General features: G+C 67.5%; 11 protein-coding genes and 1 pseudogene. 4 read left to right on the forward strand and 8 right to left on the reverse strand.

Annotation, left to right across the window (positions count from 1 at the left end):
- Positions 1-517: 517 nt before the first annotated feature.
- Both ABEB00_RS27800 and ABEB00_RS27805 read right to left on the reverse strand, forming a co-directional pair.
- Positions 518-1,525 carry a hypothetical protein gene (locus tag ABEB00_RS27800; protein ID WP_345623159.1) on the reverse strand — a complete coding sequence of 336 codons (1,008 nt, stop codon included), beginning with the start codon at positions 1,523-1,525 and terminating at the stop codon, positions 518-520.
- A gap of 1,232 nt (positions 1,526-2,757) precedes the next feature.
- Positions 2,758-3,774 (reverse strand): hypothetical protein, encoded by a 1,017-nt coding sequence (locus ABEB00_RS27805; RefSeq protein WP_345623160.1) that lies wholly within the window; start codon positions 3,772-3,774, stop codon positions 2,758-2,760.
- 1,087 nt (positions 3,775-4,861) lie between these two features.
- On the opposite strand from ABEB00_RS27805, the pseudogene ABEB00_RS36140 reads away from it, so the two are divergent.
- Positions 4,862-5,964 (forward strand): annotated as a pseudogene (locus tag ABEB00_RS36140) (IS630 family transposase).
- Between the two features lie 108 nt (positions 5,965-6,072).
- On the opposite strand, the gene ABEB00_RS27820 reads toward ABEB00_RS36140, so the two are convergent.
- The 3 genes from ABEB00_RS27820 to ABEB00_RS27830 all read right to left on the reverse strand — a co-directional run bounded on the left by ABEB00_RS27820 (position 6,073) and on the right by ABEB00_RS27830 (position 9,437).
- On the reverse strand, positions 6,073-7,269 hold the full coding sequence (locus ABEB00_RS27820) for a type II toxin-antitoxin system HipA family toxin (protein ID WP_345623161.1): 1,197 nt from the start codon (positions 7,267-7,269) through the stop codon (positions 6,073-6,075).
- Positions 7,259-8,935 (reverse strand): DUF262 domain-containing protein, encoded by a 1,677-nt coding sequence (locus tag ABEB00_RS27825; RefSeq protein ID WP_345623162.1) that lies wholly within the window; start codon positions 8,933-8,935, stop codon positions 7,259-7,261. Before ABEB00_RS27825 ends, ABEB00_RS27820 begins: the two co-directional genes overlap by 11 nt.
- 67 nt (positions 8,936-9,002) lie before the next feature.
- A complete protein-coding gene (locus ABEB00_RS27830) occupies positions 9,003-9,437 on the reverse strand; it encodes a restriction system modified-DNA reader domain-containing protein (RefSeq protein WP_345623163.1) in 435 nt (144 codons plus the stop codon).
- Between the two features lie 1,048 nt (positions 9,438-10,485).
- On the opposite strand from ABEB00_RS27830, the gene ABEB00_RS27835 reads away from it, so the two are divergent.
- On the forward strand, positions 10,486-11,664 hold the full coding sequence (locus tag ABEB00_RS27835; protein ID WP_345623164.1) for a cytochrome P450: 1,179 nt from the start codon (positions 10,486-10,488) through the stop codon (positions 11,662-11,664).
- A 353-nt stretch (positions 11,665-12,017) separates the two neighbouring features.
- Positions 12,018-13,736, forward strand: coding sequence for a protein kinase domain-containing protein (locus ABEB00_RS27840; RefSeq protein ID WP_345623165.1), 1,719 nt, complete (start codon positions 12,018-12,020; stop codon positions 13,734-13,736).
- A gap of 12 nt (positions 13,737-13,748) precedes the next feature.
- On the opposite strand, the gene ABEB00_RS27845 is transcribed toward ABEB00_RS27840, so the two are convergent.
- A complete protein-coding gene (locus ABEB00_RS27845) occupies positions 13,749-14,618 on the reverse strand; it encodes a helix-turn-helix transcriptional regulator (protein WP_345623166.1) in 870 nt (289 codons plus the stop codon).
- Between the two features lie 105 nt (positions 14,619-14,723).
- Here ABEB00_RS27845 and ABEB00_RS27850 point away from each other — a divergent pair, with 105 nt between their 5' ends.
- Positions 14,724-15,422 carry an SDR family NAD(P)-dependent oxidoreductase gene (locus tag ABEB00_RS27850; protein ID WP_345623167.1) on the forward strand — a complete coding sequence of 233 codons (699 nt, stop codon included), beginning with the start codon at positions 14,724-14,726 and terminating at the stop codon, positions 15,420-15,422.
- A gap of 86 nt (positions 15,423-15,508) precedes the next feature.
- Here ABEB00_RS27850 and ABEB00_RS27855 read toward each other — a convergent pair whose 3' ends face one another.
- A complete protein-coding gene (locus ABEB00_RS27855) occupies positions 15,509-16,201 on the reverse strand; it encodes a type 1 glutamine amidotransferase domain-containing protein (protein WP_345623168.1) in 693 nt (230 codons plus the stop codon).
- A 141-nt stretch (positions 16,202-16,342) separates the two neighbouring features.
- A complete protein-coding gene (locus tag ABEB00_RS27860) occupies positions 16,343-16,936 on the reverse strand; it encodes a TetR/AcrR family transcriptional regulator (protein ID WP_345623169.1) in 594 nt (197 codons plus the stop codon).
- Positions 16,937-17,411: the final 475 nt, after the last annotated feature.

Genomic DNA, 17,411 nt, shown 5'->3' on the forward strand with positions numbered 1-17,411 from the left:
CCGCAGCCCTCATCTGTCACCGTCGCCTCACCAAATGAAGCGACGTCTAAGGCTGACTGAGCCCGGGAGTACGCCGACGGATTGGCTGTAATACTCCTGCGCGGGGACGGATCAGTACAGGCACTGGCGACTCACGCGTGCATCCATAGGAAGGCCGTGTGGACGGACGGACGACAAGGCGAAGTCGAGGCGATAGCGCCGTGCGCGGCTGATGCCGGCTCCCGGAGGTGTTGTTGTCGGTGGCAGACCGTCGAGAACGGCCGAGTGATCAGGTGCGGCCGAACCCGAGGACGAGACATGTGCTGTGGCGAGGGTCGGGGAGCACGGTCCGGAGCGGTTCGCCATCGCCATCGCCATCGGTAGCCGTGGACGTGGACCGAGGAGGGACGAGGCGGAGTCTGAACGAGGGAAGACTGCTGACTGCCCTGCGTTCAGTCGCCCGATTGCTGGTGGCGACTGCCGCCTCGTGGCCCTGACACTGCATCAACTCAATTCGAGGAAGCTCGGCACGGGTGATTCAGGAGCGTACCTGAGCCGTGTTGGTGTTCTGGTCGGGCACACGGGCCTGGCGCGCAGTGCGACGTGGTGACAAGGGCATTTTGTTACTGTCCGGGTCGGCTGATTCGTGCTGCACCTCGGTGAATCTGCGCGCCGAACCAGCGCGGACGACTTCAGGCATACGCTCGTTGGGTCGGAAGTACGCCATCTCCCAGACCCCGTCAGAGATCCACAGATTCCAGGTCTTGAGCAGCAGCCCCAGCTGAAGTGAGCTGACAGTGTTGCCGCGCCGTGGGCGGGCTGGATTCTGGAAGTATCGGCGGACAACCCATCTGGGGTCGGCTGTGTCCAGGTGGGCTCCGGAGACCAGCCCCTGGAAGAAGTCGTGTGTGTGCGAGGTGCTCCCGCCGTCCCGGTGGACCAGGTACGCGCATGCCAGTGACGCTGCGGGGGCGGAGTACACGCCGCTCTTCAGGGAGGTCATCAGAGGCAGGAAGTCCGGCAGGTCGAGGTACTCCGACTGGAAGAATTTTACGATCTCGGCATTGGTGTAGACGACCGACCGCCATGCGGGCCAGGCAACCTTATTGCGTTCGACGTCGTAAAGTCGCAGCAGCCGGACGGTCGAAGAGATGTCCTTGCGGTGCCGCTCGACGCCCACCAGGGACAGCGCGGTGGCGGCTGAGCGCGCCTTGCCGCAGTCCATAGTGGTGGCTGTCCGGTGTGGCAGGTCCCGGACGACAAGGAAGCTGCGGGGCGTCTTGCTGATGACGACCGCTTCGAGGCGGTGCTGTCCCTGGATTGCGGCTCCGTGACCGCACAGAGACAGGACGTCGGGGTTGTAGTCGTCCCAGCTACCGCTGCACATGTCACGAGCGAGTCGCCGGGCGTGAGAGGAATCCAGCTTGCGTGGGTTGCAGCCGTGCAAGCGGGTCTTCTCAAGGATTTCTGCTGCCACAGCAGGGGTGACGACCTCACGCACCGGCAAGGGGAGCGGTGCAGAGGAAGACGTGCTCTCGTCGTTCATGTAAGACTCCGATGGATCTGGGATAGGGGCGTTTGGGCGGCGCTTTCCGTAGCGACGGTTCGTGTCTGCGCAGTCAGGAGCGCGATTACGTCGCCTGAGCCGAGGACCTTGCTTTGCGGGAAGTGAGCTGAGCGCGCTGAGTGGTGCCCGCCATTGCCGACGGCTCGGCTTCCTTTAGGATTGAGAATCAGGCGCGGTTGACGGTGTGGCGGGCGGTGCACCGTCAGCTCGAAAATGGCCGATTCAGTGGCCGATGGTGTCAGTCCGTATTTTCGTGGAAGAATCCGATGGTTCCACCGAATGCGAGGACTCCTGCGACAAGTCCGGCCAGTGGATCGCTTCTCGCGGACGCTACGATGTAGCCCACGCTGTTGGCAAGGGTGACCGCGGAGCACAACACGAGAAGAGTGCGCTGTTTGAACAATGAATCGTGCTGGGCTGCTCTGAGAGGGGCGTTCTCGGGAGGCTGCGCGTGCGAAGGCACATTGCAGAGCGGTGAAATTTCCTCCGGTTGAGGGACGGCATCACCGGGGGTCCTGCGCCAGCGTGACATGGCTCCGGATCTGGGAGACTGACTCATGACCGTGTTTCTCTTTTCGCTGGATACACGGAAGGTGGTGGGAGCCCTCTCGCTAAGGGCTCCCACCTTTATATGATCAGTCCCACCACCGAAGATCAATTTCTGTCGCGCGAATCGATGTCGTGGCGCGACCACGTGAAACCGGATGGCGCAACGAGGTGCGCCGGAGGTGACCCATCGCTCGATGATTCGGAGCTACGACGGAGACGTGACCGCAGCTTGCCGGTGGCCCTGTCAAAAGACGTTCTGCTTGGATCAGCGTGTTCCTTTCCTGTTCGATGACATTCGGGCTCCACCGACGCCCCGCCGTCCTCGGCGTGGAGCGGGACAACCGCGGAATCACTCCTCGCCGCGCAGCCCGCTGCACGGGTAGCGCCGTGACAGCAGTCCGTCTCGGCTGCTGGTCGCAGCGACACTCCGCGGTGGCCTCGCCGCAGGAGGCGGGCAAGTGTGCTGGTCGGACCTAGGGGGTAGAGCCGAAGGCTCCTGACGCACGTCCACGCCGATGTCCGAGCCGGCAACCACGTCCGAAGCTCGGCGGGGCATGGCGACGCGCGTCCGCCCGTCGAAGCTTTGGTGTCCAGCAGTGCTTCTTGAACAGGTCTGGCAGGGCGGGCAGCCCAACACCATCGCCTTGTCCGGGATACGCCTCTCATGCGGGGAAACCCTCTTTCATGGGCAGGCGCATCATGCTCATCGTCTGTCCCGGAACGCTGGCTCCGTCTCCAGCTCGGCGGCGTGGAATGACGTGTCTGTCCTGGCACGGATTCTTGAAGGCATGCTGCGCTTGTGCAGGACATGGCGCATTGACGATGTCGGGCATGCGCTGTGTCGCCCGAAAGTTGGCGATTCCCCAGGTCTGGCCGGTGACCCAAAGATTCCACGTCTTCAGGAGCAGTCCCAGGTGGAGGGCGCTTGTGATGTTGCTGCGTCGGGGCCGGGCCGGGCTGTGGAAGTACCGGCGAGTGATCCACCTGGGGTCGGCTGTGTCCAGATGGGCTCCTGAAACCAGGCCCTGGAAGAAGTCGTGTGCGTGCGAGGTGCTCCCGCCGTCCCGGTGGACCAGGTAAGCGCATGCCAGTGACGCTGCGGGGGCGGAGAACACGCCGCTCTGCAGAGCGGTCATTAGCGGCAGAAAGTCCGGCAGGTCGGAATACTTGGACTGGAAGAATCTTACGATCTCGGCATTGGTGTAGACGACCGACCGCCATGCGGGCCAGGCAACCTTTTTGCGTTCGACGTCGTAGTTCTGCAGCAGCCGGATGGTCGAAGAAATGTCCTTGCGATGCCCGCCGACGCCCACTAGGGACAGCGCGGTCGCAGCGGATCGAGCCTTGCCGCAGTCCATCGTTGTTGCCGCACCATGTGGAACGTCCCGGGCGACAAGGAAGCTGCGGGGGGTCTTGCTGATGATGACTGCTTCGAGGCGGTGCTGTCCCTGGATTGCGGCTCCGTGACCGCACAGAGACAGGACGTCGGGGTTGTAGTCGTCCCAGCTACCGCTGCACATGTCACGAGCGAGTCGCCGGGCGTGAGAGGAATCCAGCTTGCGTGGGTTGCAGCCGTGCAAGCGGGTCTTCTCAAGGATTTCTGCTGCCACAGCAGGGGTGACGACCTCGCGTACGAGATCAGGCAGCGCTACTGTAACGGGTGCGGCGTCTTCGATCACGGTTGACTCCGGTTTGTGCGGAATGCAGGGCGAGCCGGAGAGGTTCACCGTGCGGACTTTTACGCGCGATCGGGTGACCGTTCTCCGATTTGGCGTCACTTGGTTCGGTGACCTGAAGCGCGGGCAGTGACGCGGCGGCGATGTATCACATCGGGCAGCTTCATCGCCCGCAAATGCCTAGTTCATCGAGCATCCGAGACGTTGTCGCAATAGTGCCGGATGGCGCACTGCCAGTCGGCGATGACACGCATAGCAGCGGCAGGCAACCGTCCACGTACCGAAGGAATAACATGAGTGCCCTCCTGACTCTGATCGAGGAGCCCGTCACGCCACCGGCCGCTGGATTCGATTGCAGGGCGCTTCCGTCGGCCTGCGTTCGGCTTGGACCCCGATGACGGGGAGCGGGCCGGCCGAGCCACGAACCTGTTCGTCGACCAGGAGAGGCACCCCGAGGCGGACCACGTGCCGGAACCGTAGGGCGACGCGGCGCCGGAGGAGGCCATAGTGCAGCTGTGCTGTTTCGCGGCTCTGCCAGGACTGGTGCTCCACACTGTCGACCGGACCAGAAACTTACACGGGCAATTTCGTCAGCGTCAGCGTCAGCGACCTGCTCCAGGGTCTCTCTGAATCGTCCACAACGCGGTGGCCTCTGTGCGCCCCACCGATAGACGCGTACTCGACGGAGAGAGAGGGACCCTCTGGATGTCCAGAACGGCGCTCTGGCACAGTTGACGAACGAGGTGGCCCTTTGTTTTGCCGTGGCAGTCGAGCAAGGCCGCAGACTGAGTGGACAGGGCGGTTCGGGGCCAGAAGCAGGACACTGCACTCGCTTCGGCCCCGGGAGAGTTCGATGCGGGGACGATGGACATGTGGCTCGGCACCTGTCCGGCGCGCTGCTTCTCCTCGGTTGATTGGTCGGTGTCACCCATCTCGGCGTGCAGAGCGGCTTCCGCCATGGGCCCGCTCTGCCCTGGAGAGTCCGAGCCCGCCTTCGAGTCTGAAATCGGCCGGGGTCGACCCCCACCTCGCCAGCGCCTCCTACTGAGGTTGAACTCGTGGTGTCGTAGGGGCTGACGGTCCGGGGCCCCTGCGGTATCACCGGGATAGGCGGTATCCACAAGGGGGCGGGCTGACCGCCGAACGACAGCGGTTCCGCGAGGGGTTACGCCTCCGAGCGGCCGAGCGGTTCGCCCGTGGCGTGGCGAGTTCAGTGATCGCCAAGGATTTGCGCGTCAGTGTCCGGTCGGTACAGCGGTGGCGGCAGGTATGGGAGGAGGGCGAGCCGCGTGCTGTGCGGTCCCAGGGGCCCGCATCGTTGTCGAGGCTGAGTGAGAGGCAGTTCGCGCAACTGGAGGCGGAGCTGGCCAAGGGGCCGGCCGCGCACGGCTGGGAGGACCAGCGCTGGACCTTGGCCGGATCAAGACCGTGATCGGCCGGCGCTTCCACCTGGCCTGCACCCTACAGAGCGTGCGCAAGCTGCTGGTGCGCGACGGCTGGTCCTGCCAGGTCCCCGCCCGACGGGCTGTGGAACGCGACGACGAGGCCGTGGCCGGCTGGGTGAAGGAGACCTGGCCCTGCGGGGAAGACTCGCGGTGGCCCGTGGAGCCTGGCTCGTCTTCGAGGACGAAGCCGGCTTCTCTATACGCCGCCGCAGGCCAAGACCTGGTCACAGCGTGGCCGCACCCCAGTGGTGCGAGTCCGCGGGCGATCCCGCAGACGCATCTCCATCTCAGGGCTGAACTGCTACAAGCTCAGGGCTGAACTGCTACAAGCCCGGCCACCGATTTCGGCTGATCTACCGGGCCCCACCGGGACGACGGCAACCGCGACGGACGCAAGAGCTTCTCCTGGCGCGACTACCGTGACCTACTGGTTGCAGCACACCAGCAGCTCGGCGGCCCGATCGTGCTGGTCTGGGACAATCTCAACGTCCACAAGACCGCCGACCCGCGGAAATGGGCGGCATCCCGGGAGTGGCCGGCCATCTACTACCTGCCGCCCTACGCACCCGACCTCAATCCCGTCGAGGGCATCTGGTCTCTGCTGCGGCGCGGCTGGCTCTCCAACGTCGCCTTCAGCACCCCCGAACACCTCGTCCAGCGCATCCGGCGCGGTCTCCGCCATAACCAGTACCGCAGCGACCTCATGGACGGCTGCCTCACCGAGACGGGACTGATCATCGCCCCCTGACCACCGAGAACGACATCACGCGTTCAAGGTCGACGCCTACGGGCTGATTTCGATGGGCCCCTCAGTGGGCTCCCGGCCGCCCCGGAGGCCGGGACGGCGGGGAACTGTTCATGGGTGCAGCAGAGGGAGCGTACGCAATCGGTCATTGATTGTCGCGGTGACGAAATCCGGTACCGGAAAATCCCGTCGCACACTGGGCCAGGAGCTGGCCATGGCGTCTGCGGTCTCCGCGACCGTGTCGACGATCTGCTCCTCGGGCAGGCCGAGGGCGGGGGACAGACCGAGGAAGTTGTGTCGGGTGACGGCCTCGGACCTGACCGTGCCGCCCAGTGGGAAGGCGAGCTTCGGATCAATCTTCGGATACGCCGTGACGCACACCAGGTCGTACGCTGGCGACAGCCGGGCCTGCCTCCCGTCGGGGTAGCGCAGCGTCCAGTTCTTCAAGTGCGCGTCCGCGTTGCCCATGACTACGACCGCCACCAGCCGCCGTACGTACTCGATCGTGTCCTTGGGCGGACAGACCGCCCTGATCACCCGGCCGATGCCTTCGTACGTCGCCTTCTCGTACTTGGCATCGATGGCGACCTCGCGGACCTGGGCGAAGTCCTCTTGGTGCACTCGGCCTTCGCTACCCGCACGGTCGAAACGGCTGACAGCAAGTGCCTGTTCGCCGGGGTCGATCGATCCCACGGGCAGATTCTGCATGTCCGCGCCGACGACGAGCCGGGACTCAGGAACGTCGATCCCCGACCGACCCGCCCACTGGAGCATCGCGTGCTCGTTGGCAGGCACGCCGGAGAAACGCTGGTCGGCGAGCTTCACGATCCAGTCGCCGCCGATGCCGGTCGCGGGCAGCACCAGCGCCTTGCCCTCGTACCGCATGGAGAACTTCGGCTGTACGCCGGCCAGCGAGAACCGAAGCGCGTGATCGTGCGCGCAGTCGTCCGTGCTCTCATGGTCGGGCAGGCCGTGCAGTGGTACGTCGGGTACAACACGAACTGCCCCCGGAAGGTCGTCTCCGAGGTGGCTGAGCAAGACGAAATCGTGAATTTTCTGCTTGCCCAGTTCATGTGCGATCTGCTGCCGGAGCCCGCTCCCGGTCTCCGGCAGCAGGTTCGCGAACCATTCGGGGACACTGCCGCTTGCCGTCCGGCGTTTGCGCGGGTCGCGCTCGAAGCCTTGTCCGAGGACGGGGTGATCGGCGCTCAGGTCCTGGTACTCGAACCAGGTATTGCCGTCGTGATAACCGAGAACGCCGATCCGGCGCTCACGCAGGAACACGGATGCGGTGACGTCACGCTGCATTGTTGCCTCCGGAGAGGTCGTCCGGGGCAAAGAAGTCGTCCAGGTCGAAGGTTGTCTCGCCGAACCACGATTCCGGATCCGGGTCGTCGGAGAAGCCCCACAGGGCCATGCTCTGGACGTGGTCGGCGATGACCTTGCGGACGACGTCCGCGCGCATGAGGAGGGATCCGGTCCCGTCCGAGTCGTAGAAGACGCGTTCGTTCTCGTCGAAGCAGTGCGAGTGCAGCGCCTCCGGCCCCTGAGCCGCCAGTAGGGACAGCATATCGACCTGCTTGTCCACTGGCGGGTGGACGATTCGGTTCGCCATGCCCTTCTCCCAGCCGCTCAGGATCGGCGCCAGCGGTGAGGTCTTGCCTGCGAGCAGGCCGGTTAGTAGCCGGGGCTGGTCAATACGTGTGCCCGGTGTATACCGGTTGCCGTCTTCGTCCCGGTATTCGGTGAGCAGCACTGGGTGAAGAGACAATAGCCCCAGCATGTTGAGCTTCGCCTGGGCACGGTTCAGTGCCGTCTGTGAAAGGTCGGGGGTCCACTGCTCGCCACCTGACGGCAGTATTCTCAGCAACCGCTGCGCACTCAGGACCGGGTCGCCCGTGATCGCCGTCGCATTGCGCCGCAAGGCAACCGTGTTGCCCTGTGGCGCTGCCCCTATAGCCGACCCGCGCCAAATCCAGCGCCGCAGCAGTTCGGCTCCCCGCCCCTCGGGCCGTCCGAAGAGCGCTGCGTACCGCGCGAGCACCGGCACGAAGAGCGCGTACGGCAGCAAGCGTAGATGGGGAATTCCGGTGTCCTCGCGGAGAAAGTCGACGACCACCCGCAGTGCCTTCTCCGTCACGGCGAACGCTTGCTGCCTGTCCGCGTCGTTTTCGAACTCGTGCCGGAAGTCGCGGTCCACCTTGCCGCCGCGCACTGCCATCACGCTCTGCATGAGTATCTGAGTGGTGAAGTCCCCGAAGTCCAGGCCCGAGACCCGCTCTCGCAGCGCGTCAAGTCCGGACGGCTGCACGTCGAGGGGGCCGGCGTGCAGAGCCTGGAAAATCTCCGCCCGGTTCAGCCGCTTCCCGAATGTGTTCATCCGGTCGAAGATCTCGCGTAGTGCCTGCTCGTCGTCGCCTTCGATCTCGTACATGGGGATCTCGTACGTTCGGATGGCCGTGGTGACCTCGTCGCAGATGTTGTAGTCCTCCGGCGTCAGCCAGCTCCGCTCACGCTGCCAGGCGATCAGCCGACGGTTGTCACCGGCGACCCAGACGGGCAGCCAGTGGTCGCGGGGTTTCTGTGAGTGCGGCGTCGACAGGAACTTCTTGTCCCGCAGGTCATAGAAGATCCGGAACCGTCGGTCCACGGTCTCCTCAGACGCGGTCAGTGCGCCGATGAGCGTGGTGAGGCGCTGCTGGCCGTCGACGACCGACAGCGCGTCCGAAACCGCGGGCGCGTTAATGCGAAGTTCACCGAGATCGATTTCGGCGGCGGGTGCGGGTTTGCGCCACATCAAGAGGTTCCCGATGGGATAGCCACGCAGGATGCTGTCGAAGAGCTTCTCGGCGTCCGTGTACTCCCAGCGGTAGGAACGCTGGAAACGCGGAATGCGGATGCGCCCGCTCCTGGCCCAGTCCACGAGCTGAGGCGGTGCGACGCGACTTACCTTCGGCTGGGTTACTCCCGCCATGATCCACCTCCTGGGACGCACATATGGTAGGTCGCTCCGCGGTGTGAACCTGGCTGCGGCGGTGCGTTCATCGCAGGTCTTTCAGGAAGATACCGGCCTCAGTGGCGAGTACCTTCCATCCGTTTTGCTGGTTGCCCGCGAGGGCGGTCGCCGCGCTGGACGGCGTGTAGTGGACGGTGCCATCGTCGAGCCGGAGGCCGCCGCCCTCGACGACGACCACATGGTGCGTACGGCCGAGGTTGCGCCGGTGCCAGACGAGCCGCTGGCCGACGTGCAGGCGGCCGTCCTCGATGAGCGGGGCGAGCGAGTGCGACGGGTCGCGAGGAGAGCGCGGCGGGTTGAAGGGGGAGGGGGATGACGTGGGTCCCCCTATGGGAGCGGGGGCGAGGCCGAGCAGTCTCCGCAGAGTGCTGTTCGGCGTGTCTACCAACGGCTCCGCCAAGGATTGGAGCTTGGCGAACACTTCGGCGTCGACGTGGAGGGTGTGCGATGGTTCGCCCATCGAGCTCATTTCACTCAGTTAACTGGGTAATCTCAATAAACTGTGGGTCACGTCTCGGCATTTGTCAAGAGTTTCTGATGGGAAACTTCATGAGTGGATGGTGCTGGGTGGGGCGGCAGGGACGCGGGTGCCACGGGCTGCGTCCGGGGGGGGTGGTTCAGGAGTCGAGTTCGGACTGGTACAGGCTCGGGGGGCGGGGTGGCGTGAGTGAACAGCGCGTAGGCCCGACGGCCTCGCATGTAAAGTGCGCGGCGATTCTGGAGCCTGCTGTGAAGGGTGCTTGACCTGCGGCTTTTTGGCGCAGATGGGTCGACCGGACTGTTCCTTCCGCGCCGCGGGTCGAGTGGATGGGGCGATCGCTGAAGGTGGGTGTTGCTGAGGCCATTGCGGAGTGATCTCGGCATCTCGCACCACACCGGGCAGCTCAGGTCCTCGGGCTCTCGATGCCTTTCGGGTCGGTGGGGCAGGCGAGGGAGTCGCGGGTGTCCCGGGTGAACTCGGGGCGTCCATACCTGCTCGGCAAACTCGCCGTGAAAACCGTCCGCCGCGGCCCCGGCCGTGGCTTCACCCCGTCCCTTTGTCGTGGCGAAATTTTGGGCGTTTCGGGCAAGACGCCCAGGCTGTTCGGCGAGCGCGAAGTCACGCCAGGTGAGCATGTTGACGGACCCCTGGTTACGTGCGTCAGTTCGACCGGGCCGGCGCTGCCGAGGCCCAGCGCTGAGGGCACGGAGGTCCCGGTCGGCCCTCGACGTATGCGGACGTACGTAGTTCTTGCCGACGCGAAGGATTCCCCGTCGCGGGAAGGTTTTCCCTACCGGTCCCTTCCGGGTGGACCGTTCTGGACCGTACGTTCCTGAGGAGTCCATCGGCATGCCCTCCATGCCCTCCATGCCGCCCACGCCTCCCGACCGTTCCGGGCCTGCCACGAGGCGGCCCGATCCCCTCGCGCCGGACGTTCGGGCACCGGACCGGTCGCTGGGTTTCGCCGGCTGATCACCGCACCGGACGCTCATGGTCATGCTCACGCCCGTCATCCTCTGGAGGCACGTTGTCCCCCATACCCACCAGCGACGTCGATCTTTACACCGAATCGGCGCGCGCCGACCCGTACGACATCTATGCCGAGCTTCGGGCTCTGGGGCCGGTGGTGTACCTGTCCCGCTACGACCTCTACGCGTTGTCCCGCTACGACGAGGTGCGCGCCGCCCTGATGGACTGGCAGACGTTCTCGTCAGCGCGGGGGGTGTTCGTGGATCCGGGCGTGAACGCCCAACTGGAGGGGATCACGCTGTGCAGTGATCCGCCCGAGCACACGGCGATGCGCTCGGTGCTGGGGCGGCCGTTGCGGCCGGAGCGGATGCGCGAGGTGACGCCGCGGATCGAGGCCGAGGCCGATCAGGTGGTCGCGCGGCTGGTCGACCGGGGCCGGTTCGAGGTCGTCACCGAACTGGCCGAGTACCTGCCCATGACCGTGGTGTCGGACCTGGTCGGACTCCCCGATCACGGGCGGGAGAAGATGCTGGAGTGGGCCGCGGCCATCTGGAACACCCAGGGGCCCGCCGACGAGCGGGCAGCCGCGGCGGGGCCGGCCGTCGAGGAGTTCATGGCATTCGCGATGAATGACGCCGTGCCGGGAAAGATCGACCCCGACGGCTGGGCGGCACAGCTCTACGAGGCCGCCGACCGAGGCGAGATTCCGCACGGGAAGTGCCCGGTGATGATGCTCGACTACGTCACTCCCAGCCTGGACACGACCATCCTCGCGATCACCAACGCGGTCGCGCTGTTCGCCGAGAACCCGGACCAGTGGGATCTGCTGCGCGCGGACCGCTCGTTGATCCCGCACGCGATCAACGAGTCGCTGCGCCTGGAGACCCCGGCACCCCAGTTCAGCCGGGTACTCACCGAAGACCACGAGGTCGGCGGAGTTCCGCTGGCCGCCGGCTCACGGGTCGCGCTGCTCTACGCCTCCGCCAACCGCGACGAGCGTCACTACCCGGACCCCGTGCGCTTCGACATCGCCCGCCGCCCCTCGGACCACCTCGCCTTCGGACGGGGAGAGCATGTGTGCGTCGGGATGCATCTCGCCAGGCTGGAGATGAGCGCCCTGCTGGAAAGGCTCGCCGACCGGGTCGCCCGCTTCGAGATACTCGAACGCCGACCGATGATCAACAACGGGTTGCGCGGTCTCGACCACCTCGAAGTGGCGATCGAACCCGCTGCCTGACGCTCGGCACCGCATCCCCCAGGGCCGGCACCGGACCAAGGGGGTGCGGCGATCGCAACCCCGCGGACCGCCTTGTCGCCGTCCAGCAGCACGTGATTGCGGGCAACGGAGTTTCAACCCCGCCTGCTCGTCACGCCGTTGCGAGTGGCAGCGTGTCGTGCGGTCGCCCCGTGGCGGCGGTCGCCCCGGTGACTCGAATTGATCTATCGTGACGTTGCCGAAGAGCTGCGATGCCTCTCGGTCGGGACAACGCCGGGGCTTGGGCGCCGACTTGACTCGTACGTCCAGGAAAGGCAAGGTCAGTGCATCCGCTCGACGGAACTGATCCGGTACAGATAGGTCGGTACCGTCTGGTGGGCAGGCTGGGGCAGGGCGGGATGGGGCGGGTGTACCTCGCCCGTTCGCCGGGCGGGCGTCCGGCCGCCGTGAAGGTGATCAATGACCACCTGCGCGACGACGAAGGGGTGCTGAGCAGGTTCCGGCGTGAGGTGGAGACGCTGGGCACGGTACGCAGCGCGTACACCGCCACTCTCATCGACGCCGAGGTGGACACCTCCCCGTACTGGCTGGCCACCGAGTACGTGCCGGGGCCGACGCTGCACACGGCGGTGACGGCGGCGGGTCCCTTGCCGGCGGATCTGTGCAGGGTGCTGCTGGCGGCCCTCGCCGAAGGACTGGTCGACATCCACGTCCACGGGGTCTGGCACCGCGACATCAAGCCGGACAACGTCATCCTCTCCGCCACCGGTCCTCAGCTCATCGACTTCGGTATCGCGCGCAGCCTTGGTTCGCCGAATCTCACCCAGGTCGGCACCTCGGTGGGCAGCCCCGGCTACATGGCACCGGAAACGCTCACGCACGGTGAGACCGAGGCGGCCGCCGATGTCTTCGCCCTCGGCGCCACGCTGGCCTTCGCCGCCACCGGCCGCCCGCCCTACGGCCACGGCCCCGCTGCCGCGGTCTCCTACCGGGCGGTGCACCAAAATGCCGACCTGAGCGGCGTGGACCCGGACCTCGCCGGTCTGATCTCGGCCTGCCTGCACCGTGATCCCGCCCGGCGCCCCGCTCCCCAACGGATCGTCGAGATGTGCGCGTCACACACCGATCTCGTACACCATCCCGCCTATCAGCGCGCCCTCGCCTCCGGTGGGACCGGGGCGGCGGCGGTCGCCGCCACGGTGGCCGACGGTGGCGGGGACGGGGACACGTCCGGCGAGTATCCCGCCCAGTCCGCCCAGTCCGCCCAGTCCGCCCAGTCCGCCCAGTCCGCCCAGTCCGCCCAGTCCGCCCAGTCCGCGCGTGCCCTGGACTCCGTGCATCCCACCCGGCCCGTGCATCCCACCCGGCCCGCGCGGCCCGTCCATCCCGCGACGGTCGTCGCGACACAGGTCGATCCCGTTCCGGTCAGCGGCGCGGCCACGGTGCACGCCCCCACCGCGGCGGGCTTCGGGTCGGCGCCCACCGGTCTTCTCCCGCAGCCCGCTTCCGCGCCCGACGCGGTCACCCCGCGCAGGCGGACCCTGCCGTTCGTCCTGGCCGGCGCCGCCGCGGTGACGGTGGTCGCCGTCGCCGTGGTGACGACGGTCGCGTTGGAGGGGAGCGGGAGCGCGAGCCACTCGGCCGCGCCCCGCAAGTCGTCGGCCGCCGCAGACCGAACCGGCTCGTCGGCGGCTCCGACAGGCACCGGGTCCAGTCCGCGTCCGAGTGCGTCGGCCACGGCCGTGGACGCGGCCCGGCCGCCGGACACCCTCGTCGTCGAAGCCCGGCGCCTGCTGACCGCGGGGGAGTTCCTGCAGACCGGGCGCAGCAAGTTGATCATGCAGCCGGACGGCAACCTGGTGGTCTACGACGAGAACGGCCAGGCGCGTTGGGCCAGCAAGACCTCCGGCACGGGCCTGCGGGTCGTCTTCCAGGACGACGGCAATCTCGTGATCTACAACGCTGAGTCCAAGCCGGTGTGGGCCAGTAAGACACCAGGGCACCCGGGGGCCGTCCTGAACCTGCTGAAGGACGGAAACGTCGTCATCCAGCAGGGCGGCGAGGTGCTGTGGCAGACCGGCACCGCACACTGAACCGGATCAGACTCAGGTGGTGACCGGCGAGCCGGCGAGGGCGGTCAGCCGGAGCTTGGTCTCGTCCTCGCTGCCGGGCGCGGCGGTCATGATCACGATCTTCAGCTCGCCCTCGCCGTCGGTCAGGGTGTCGCAGTCCACCGTGACAGGTCCTACCGAGGGGTGGTGGACCGTCTTGTGGTCCTCGCGGTGTGCGGCCACCTCTCCGGTCGCCCACAGGTCGGCGAACCTGGTGTTGCCCGCGTTCAGTTCACGGATCAGAGCGGCGAGGCGGGTGTCGTGCGGGAACCGGCCGGTGGCGCGGCGCAGGTCGGAGACGACGGCGGCGTCGGTGGCGTCCCGGTCCGTCTCGGCCACCGGCCACCGCGCGAGACGGGCGGGGCTCGCGTCGACCGGGAACCTGTCACGGGCGAAGTTGCGCAGGCGCGGCGGTGAGGCGGCGGGTTCGCCCAGGAGCGCGGCCCACCCGTGATTCCACCAGATGAGCTGCCAGTCCGCCGCGAAGACGGCGACCGCGACGTCCGAGAGCCGGGCGAGCACCCGCTGCACCCCGGGCGGGAGGTGGTCGGGGACCGCGCCGGCCGCCGGTGGGATCAGGTGGGCCAGCCGGTACAGGTGGTCGCGCTCGGCCCTGGACAGTTGCAGGGCGCGGGCCAGGGAGGCCACCACGCTCGCCGAGGGCGTGGTGGCGCGTCCCTGTTCCAGGCGCACGACGTAGTCGACCGACATTCCGGCGAGATCGGCCAGCTCCTCCCGCCGCAGTCCGGCCGTGCGGCGCCCCGGGGCCGTCGGCAGTCCGGCGGCCGACGGGGGCAGCCGGTCGCGCCACATGCGGATCATCGCGTCCAGTCCGGTTCCGGTTCTCGCGCTCACGTTCCTCATCCTTCCCTGTCCGCGGCGACCAGGGCGGGCGCGAAGGTGGTACTGCTCTTCCTACCGTCGAAGTCTCCCTGGTGCGCGTCCCGCGGCTCCAGGACCATCGAAGCCATGACGATCACCTTCATCACCGGAGCCAACAAGGGGCTCGGCCGTGAGACCGCCCGCCGCCTGATCGAGCGCGGCCACACCGTGCTCCTCGGAGCCCGCGACCGCGGGCAGGGCGAGGAGGCCGCCGCCGCGCTCGGCGCACGTTACGTTCCCCTCGACGTCACCGACGACGTGTCCGTGGCCGCCGCGGCCGCGGACGTCGCCGAACACGAGGGCAGGATCGACGTCCTGATCAACAACGCCGGGGTGCACGGTGCCGCCGGCGATCCCAGCGGCCTCACCGCCGCCGAGGCGCTCGCCGTCCTCGACGTCAACGTCATCGGCGTCATCCGCACCACCACCGCGTTCCTGCCGCTGCTGCGCCGTTCGGACGACCCCGTGATCGTCAACGTCAGCAGCGGCATGGGCTTCCTCGCCCTCACCCACGACCCCGCCCGGCCCGAGTCGCACGTCGTCGCGCCGCTGTACACCGCCTCGAAGGCGGCACTGACGATGCTGACCACGCAGTACGCCAAGGGGCTCAAGGACATCCGCGTCAACGCCGCCGATCCCGGCTACACCGCGACCGACCTCAACGGTCACAGCGGCCCCCAGACCGTCACCGAGGGCACGGACGCGATCGTCGCCCTCGCCACGGAGGGACCCGGCGCCGGAACCGGTCGCTTCCTCTCCCGCCACGGCGAGATCGCCTGGTCCTGAACTCGGCCGGGCCGGCCCCCCCGATCGCGTCCGAGAGGGAGGGACCGGCGGTCATGCGTCACGCGGGCACGGGCCGGTGTTCGCGCTCACGCACCCGTCCTGTTCACCAGCAGCTCTACGAGGGCGTCGGCCGCCGGCCCTGAGGAGGCCGGGTTCTGGCCGGTGATCAGGTGGCCGTCCTGGACGACGTAGGGCTCCCAGTCGCCGATCTTGGAGTAGCGGCCGCCGAGGCGCTTCAGCTCGTCCTCGACCAGGAAGGGGACGATGTCGGTGAGGGTGACGCCGTCCTCCTCGGAGTTGGTGAATCCGGTGACGTCCTTGCCCTGCACCAGGGGTGTGCCGTCCTCGTTCCGGGCGTGGCGCAGGACGCCGGGGGCGTGGCAGACCAGCGCGAGCGGCTTGCCCGAGCGCAGGGTCGTCTCGATCAGGCGTACGGAGTCCGGGTCCTCGGCCAGGTCCCACAGCGGGCCGTGGCCACCGGGGTAGAAGACGGTGTCGAAGTCGTCGGCCGCGACCGAGTCCAGGCGCACGGTGTTCGTGAGGGCCGCGGTGGCCTCCGCGTCGGCCTCGAACCGTCGGGTCTGCTCCGTCTGGAAGCTCGGCTCGTTGCTCTTGGGGTCCAGCGGCGGGCGGCCGCCCTTCGGGGAGGCGAGCGTGATCTCCCAGCCGGCCTCCCGGAAGCGGTAGTACGGGGCCGCGAGTTCCTCCAGCCAGAACCCGGTCTTGCGGCCGGTGTCGCCGAGCTGGTCGTGCGAGGTCAGAACGATGAGAACCTTCATGTCATGTCTCCTGGTGAGTAGACCAGTCGTATAGGACCGGGTGAGCGGCGGGAGTCCGTGCCATCCGGACGGACGTGTGGTCGCGGGGTGAAGTGGCTGGGTGAAGTGGCCCGGTGGAGTGGCCCGGTGAGGGCGCCGGGTTCAGAGGTGGAGGAGCTGCCGGGTGACGGTCATGGCGGTGTCGAGTGGTGCCGGGCCGCGGTGGATCTTGGCCATGACGCTCGCACCGAGCCACATGTCGTACAGGGCCTGCGCCGTACCGTGAGGATCGCCGTCGACCGCTATCGATCCGTCCGCGAGGCCGCTGGTGATCGTGTGCCCGATACGGTCGACTATGGCGCCTGTGCCCTCCTTCATGGCCAGCCGCATCGTCTCCGACAGGTCGGCGACTTCGGCGCCGAGCTTGACGGCGAGGCACTTGCCCTGGCACTCGTCGACGCTCTGCGTCTCCCGCCACTGCCGCCAGTAGGCCATCAGCCGCTCGGCGGCCGGCTTGCCGGGCTGCGCGAGCACCCGGTCCATGTCGGAGACGTACTCGGCGAAGTAGTTCTTCAGGAGCGCCTCGCCGAAGGCGTCCTTGGAGGTGAAGTAGTGGTAGAAGGAGCCCTTCGGCACGCCGGCCCCCGCGAGCACCTCGTTGATACCGACTGCGGAGTAGCCCTTCTGGGCCATGATCCGTTGGGCGACGTCGAGGATGCTTCGGCGGGTGTCGGTGCTGCGTGCGGTGGCGGGCATGACGTAAACGTAGCAGGTGAGTAGACCAGTCGTCTAGGAGTGGTGCGTGACCTGGTGCTCACCCTGGCGTGCGTGCGGCCCGGGTCGCGCTCGGCGTCGTCGGGCCTCCCGCTGGGCTCGCGGGCTCGATCAGGCGCCCGCGTCGGCCCGCTCCCACAGCGGCAGCCACGCCCACGCCCACAGCCACAGCCACAGCCACAGCCACAACCACGCCCACAGCCACACCCGCGCCCCACCCACACCCGAGAACGGCGGGAAGCCGGTACCGACGCCGCGGACCCAGCTCGTTCCCGGAGTTGACGGGACGCGCCGAGCGGCCGGGCACCCCGTCCCAATACGGCGGGCGCGCGGCGGACGCCTTCACGGTGATCGTGCCCTCGCTGCCCGGTTTCGCCTTCTCTCCCCCCATTCGCCGTCTCCCTCCCCAGCGGCCCGCGCTCAATGGCGCCGAACAGACCCACGACCTGTCCTCGCG

The sequence above is a fragment of the Streptomyces ziwulingensis genome, from assembly GCF_039542605.1.
In the GTDB taxonomy this organism is placed as follows: Bacteria; Actinomycetota; Actinomycetes; order Streptomycetales; family Streptomycetaceae; genus Streptomyces; species Streptomyces ziwulingensis.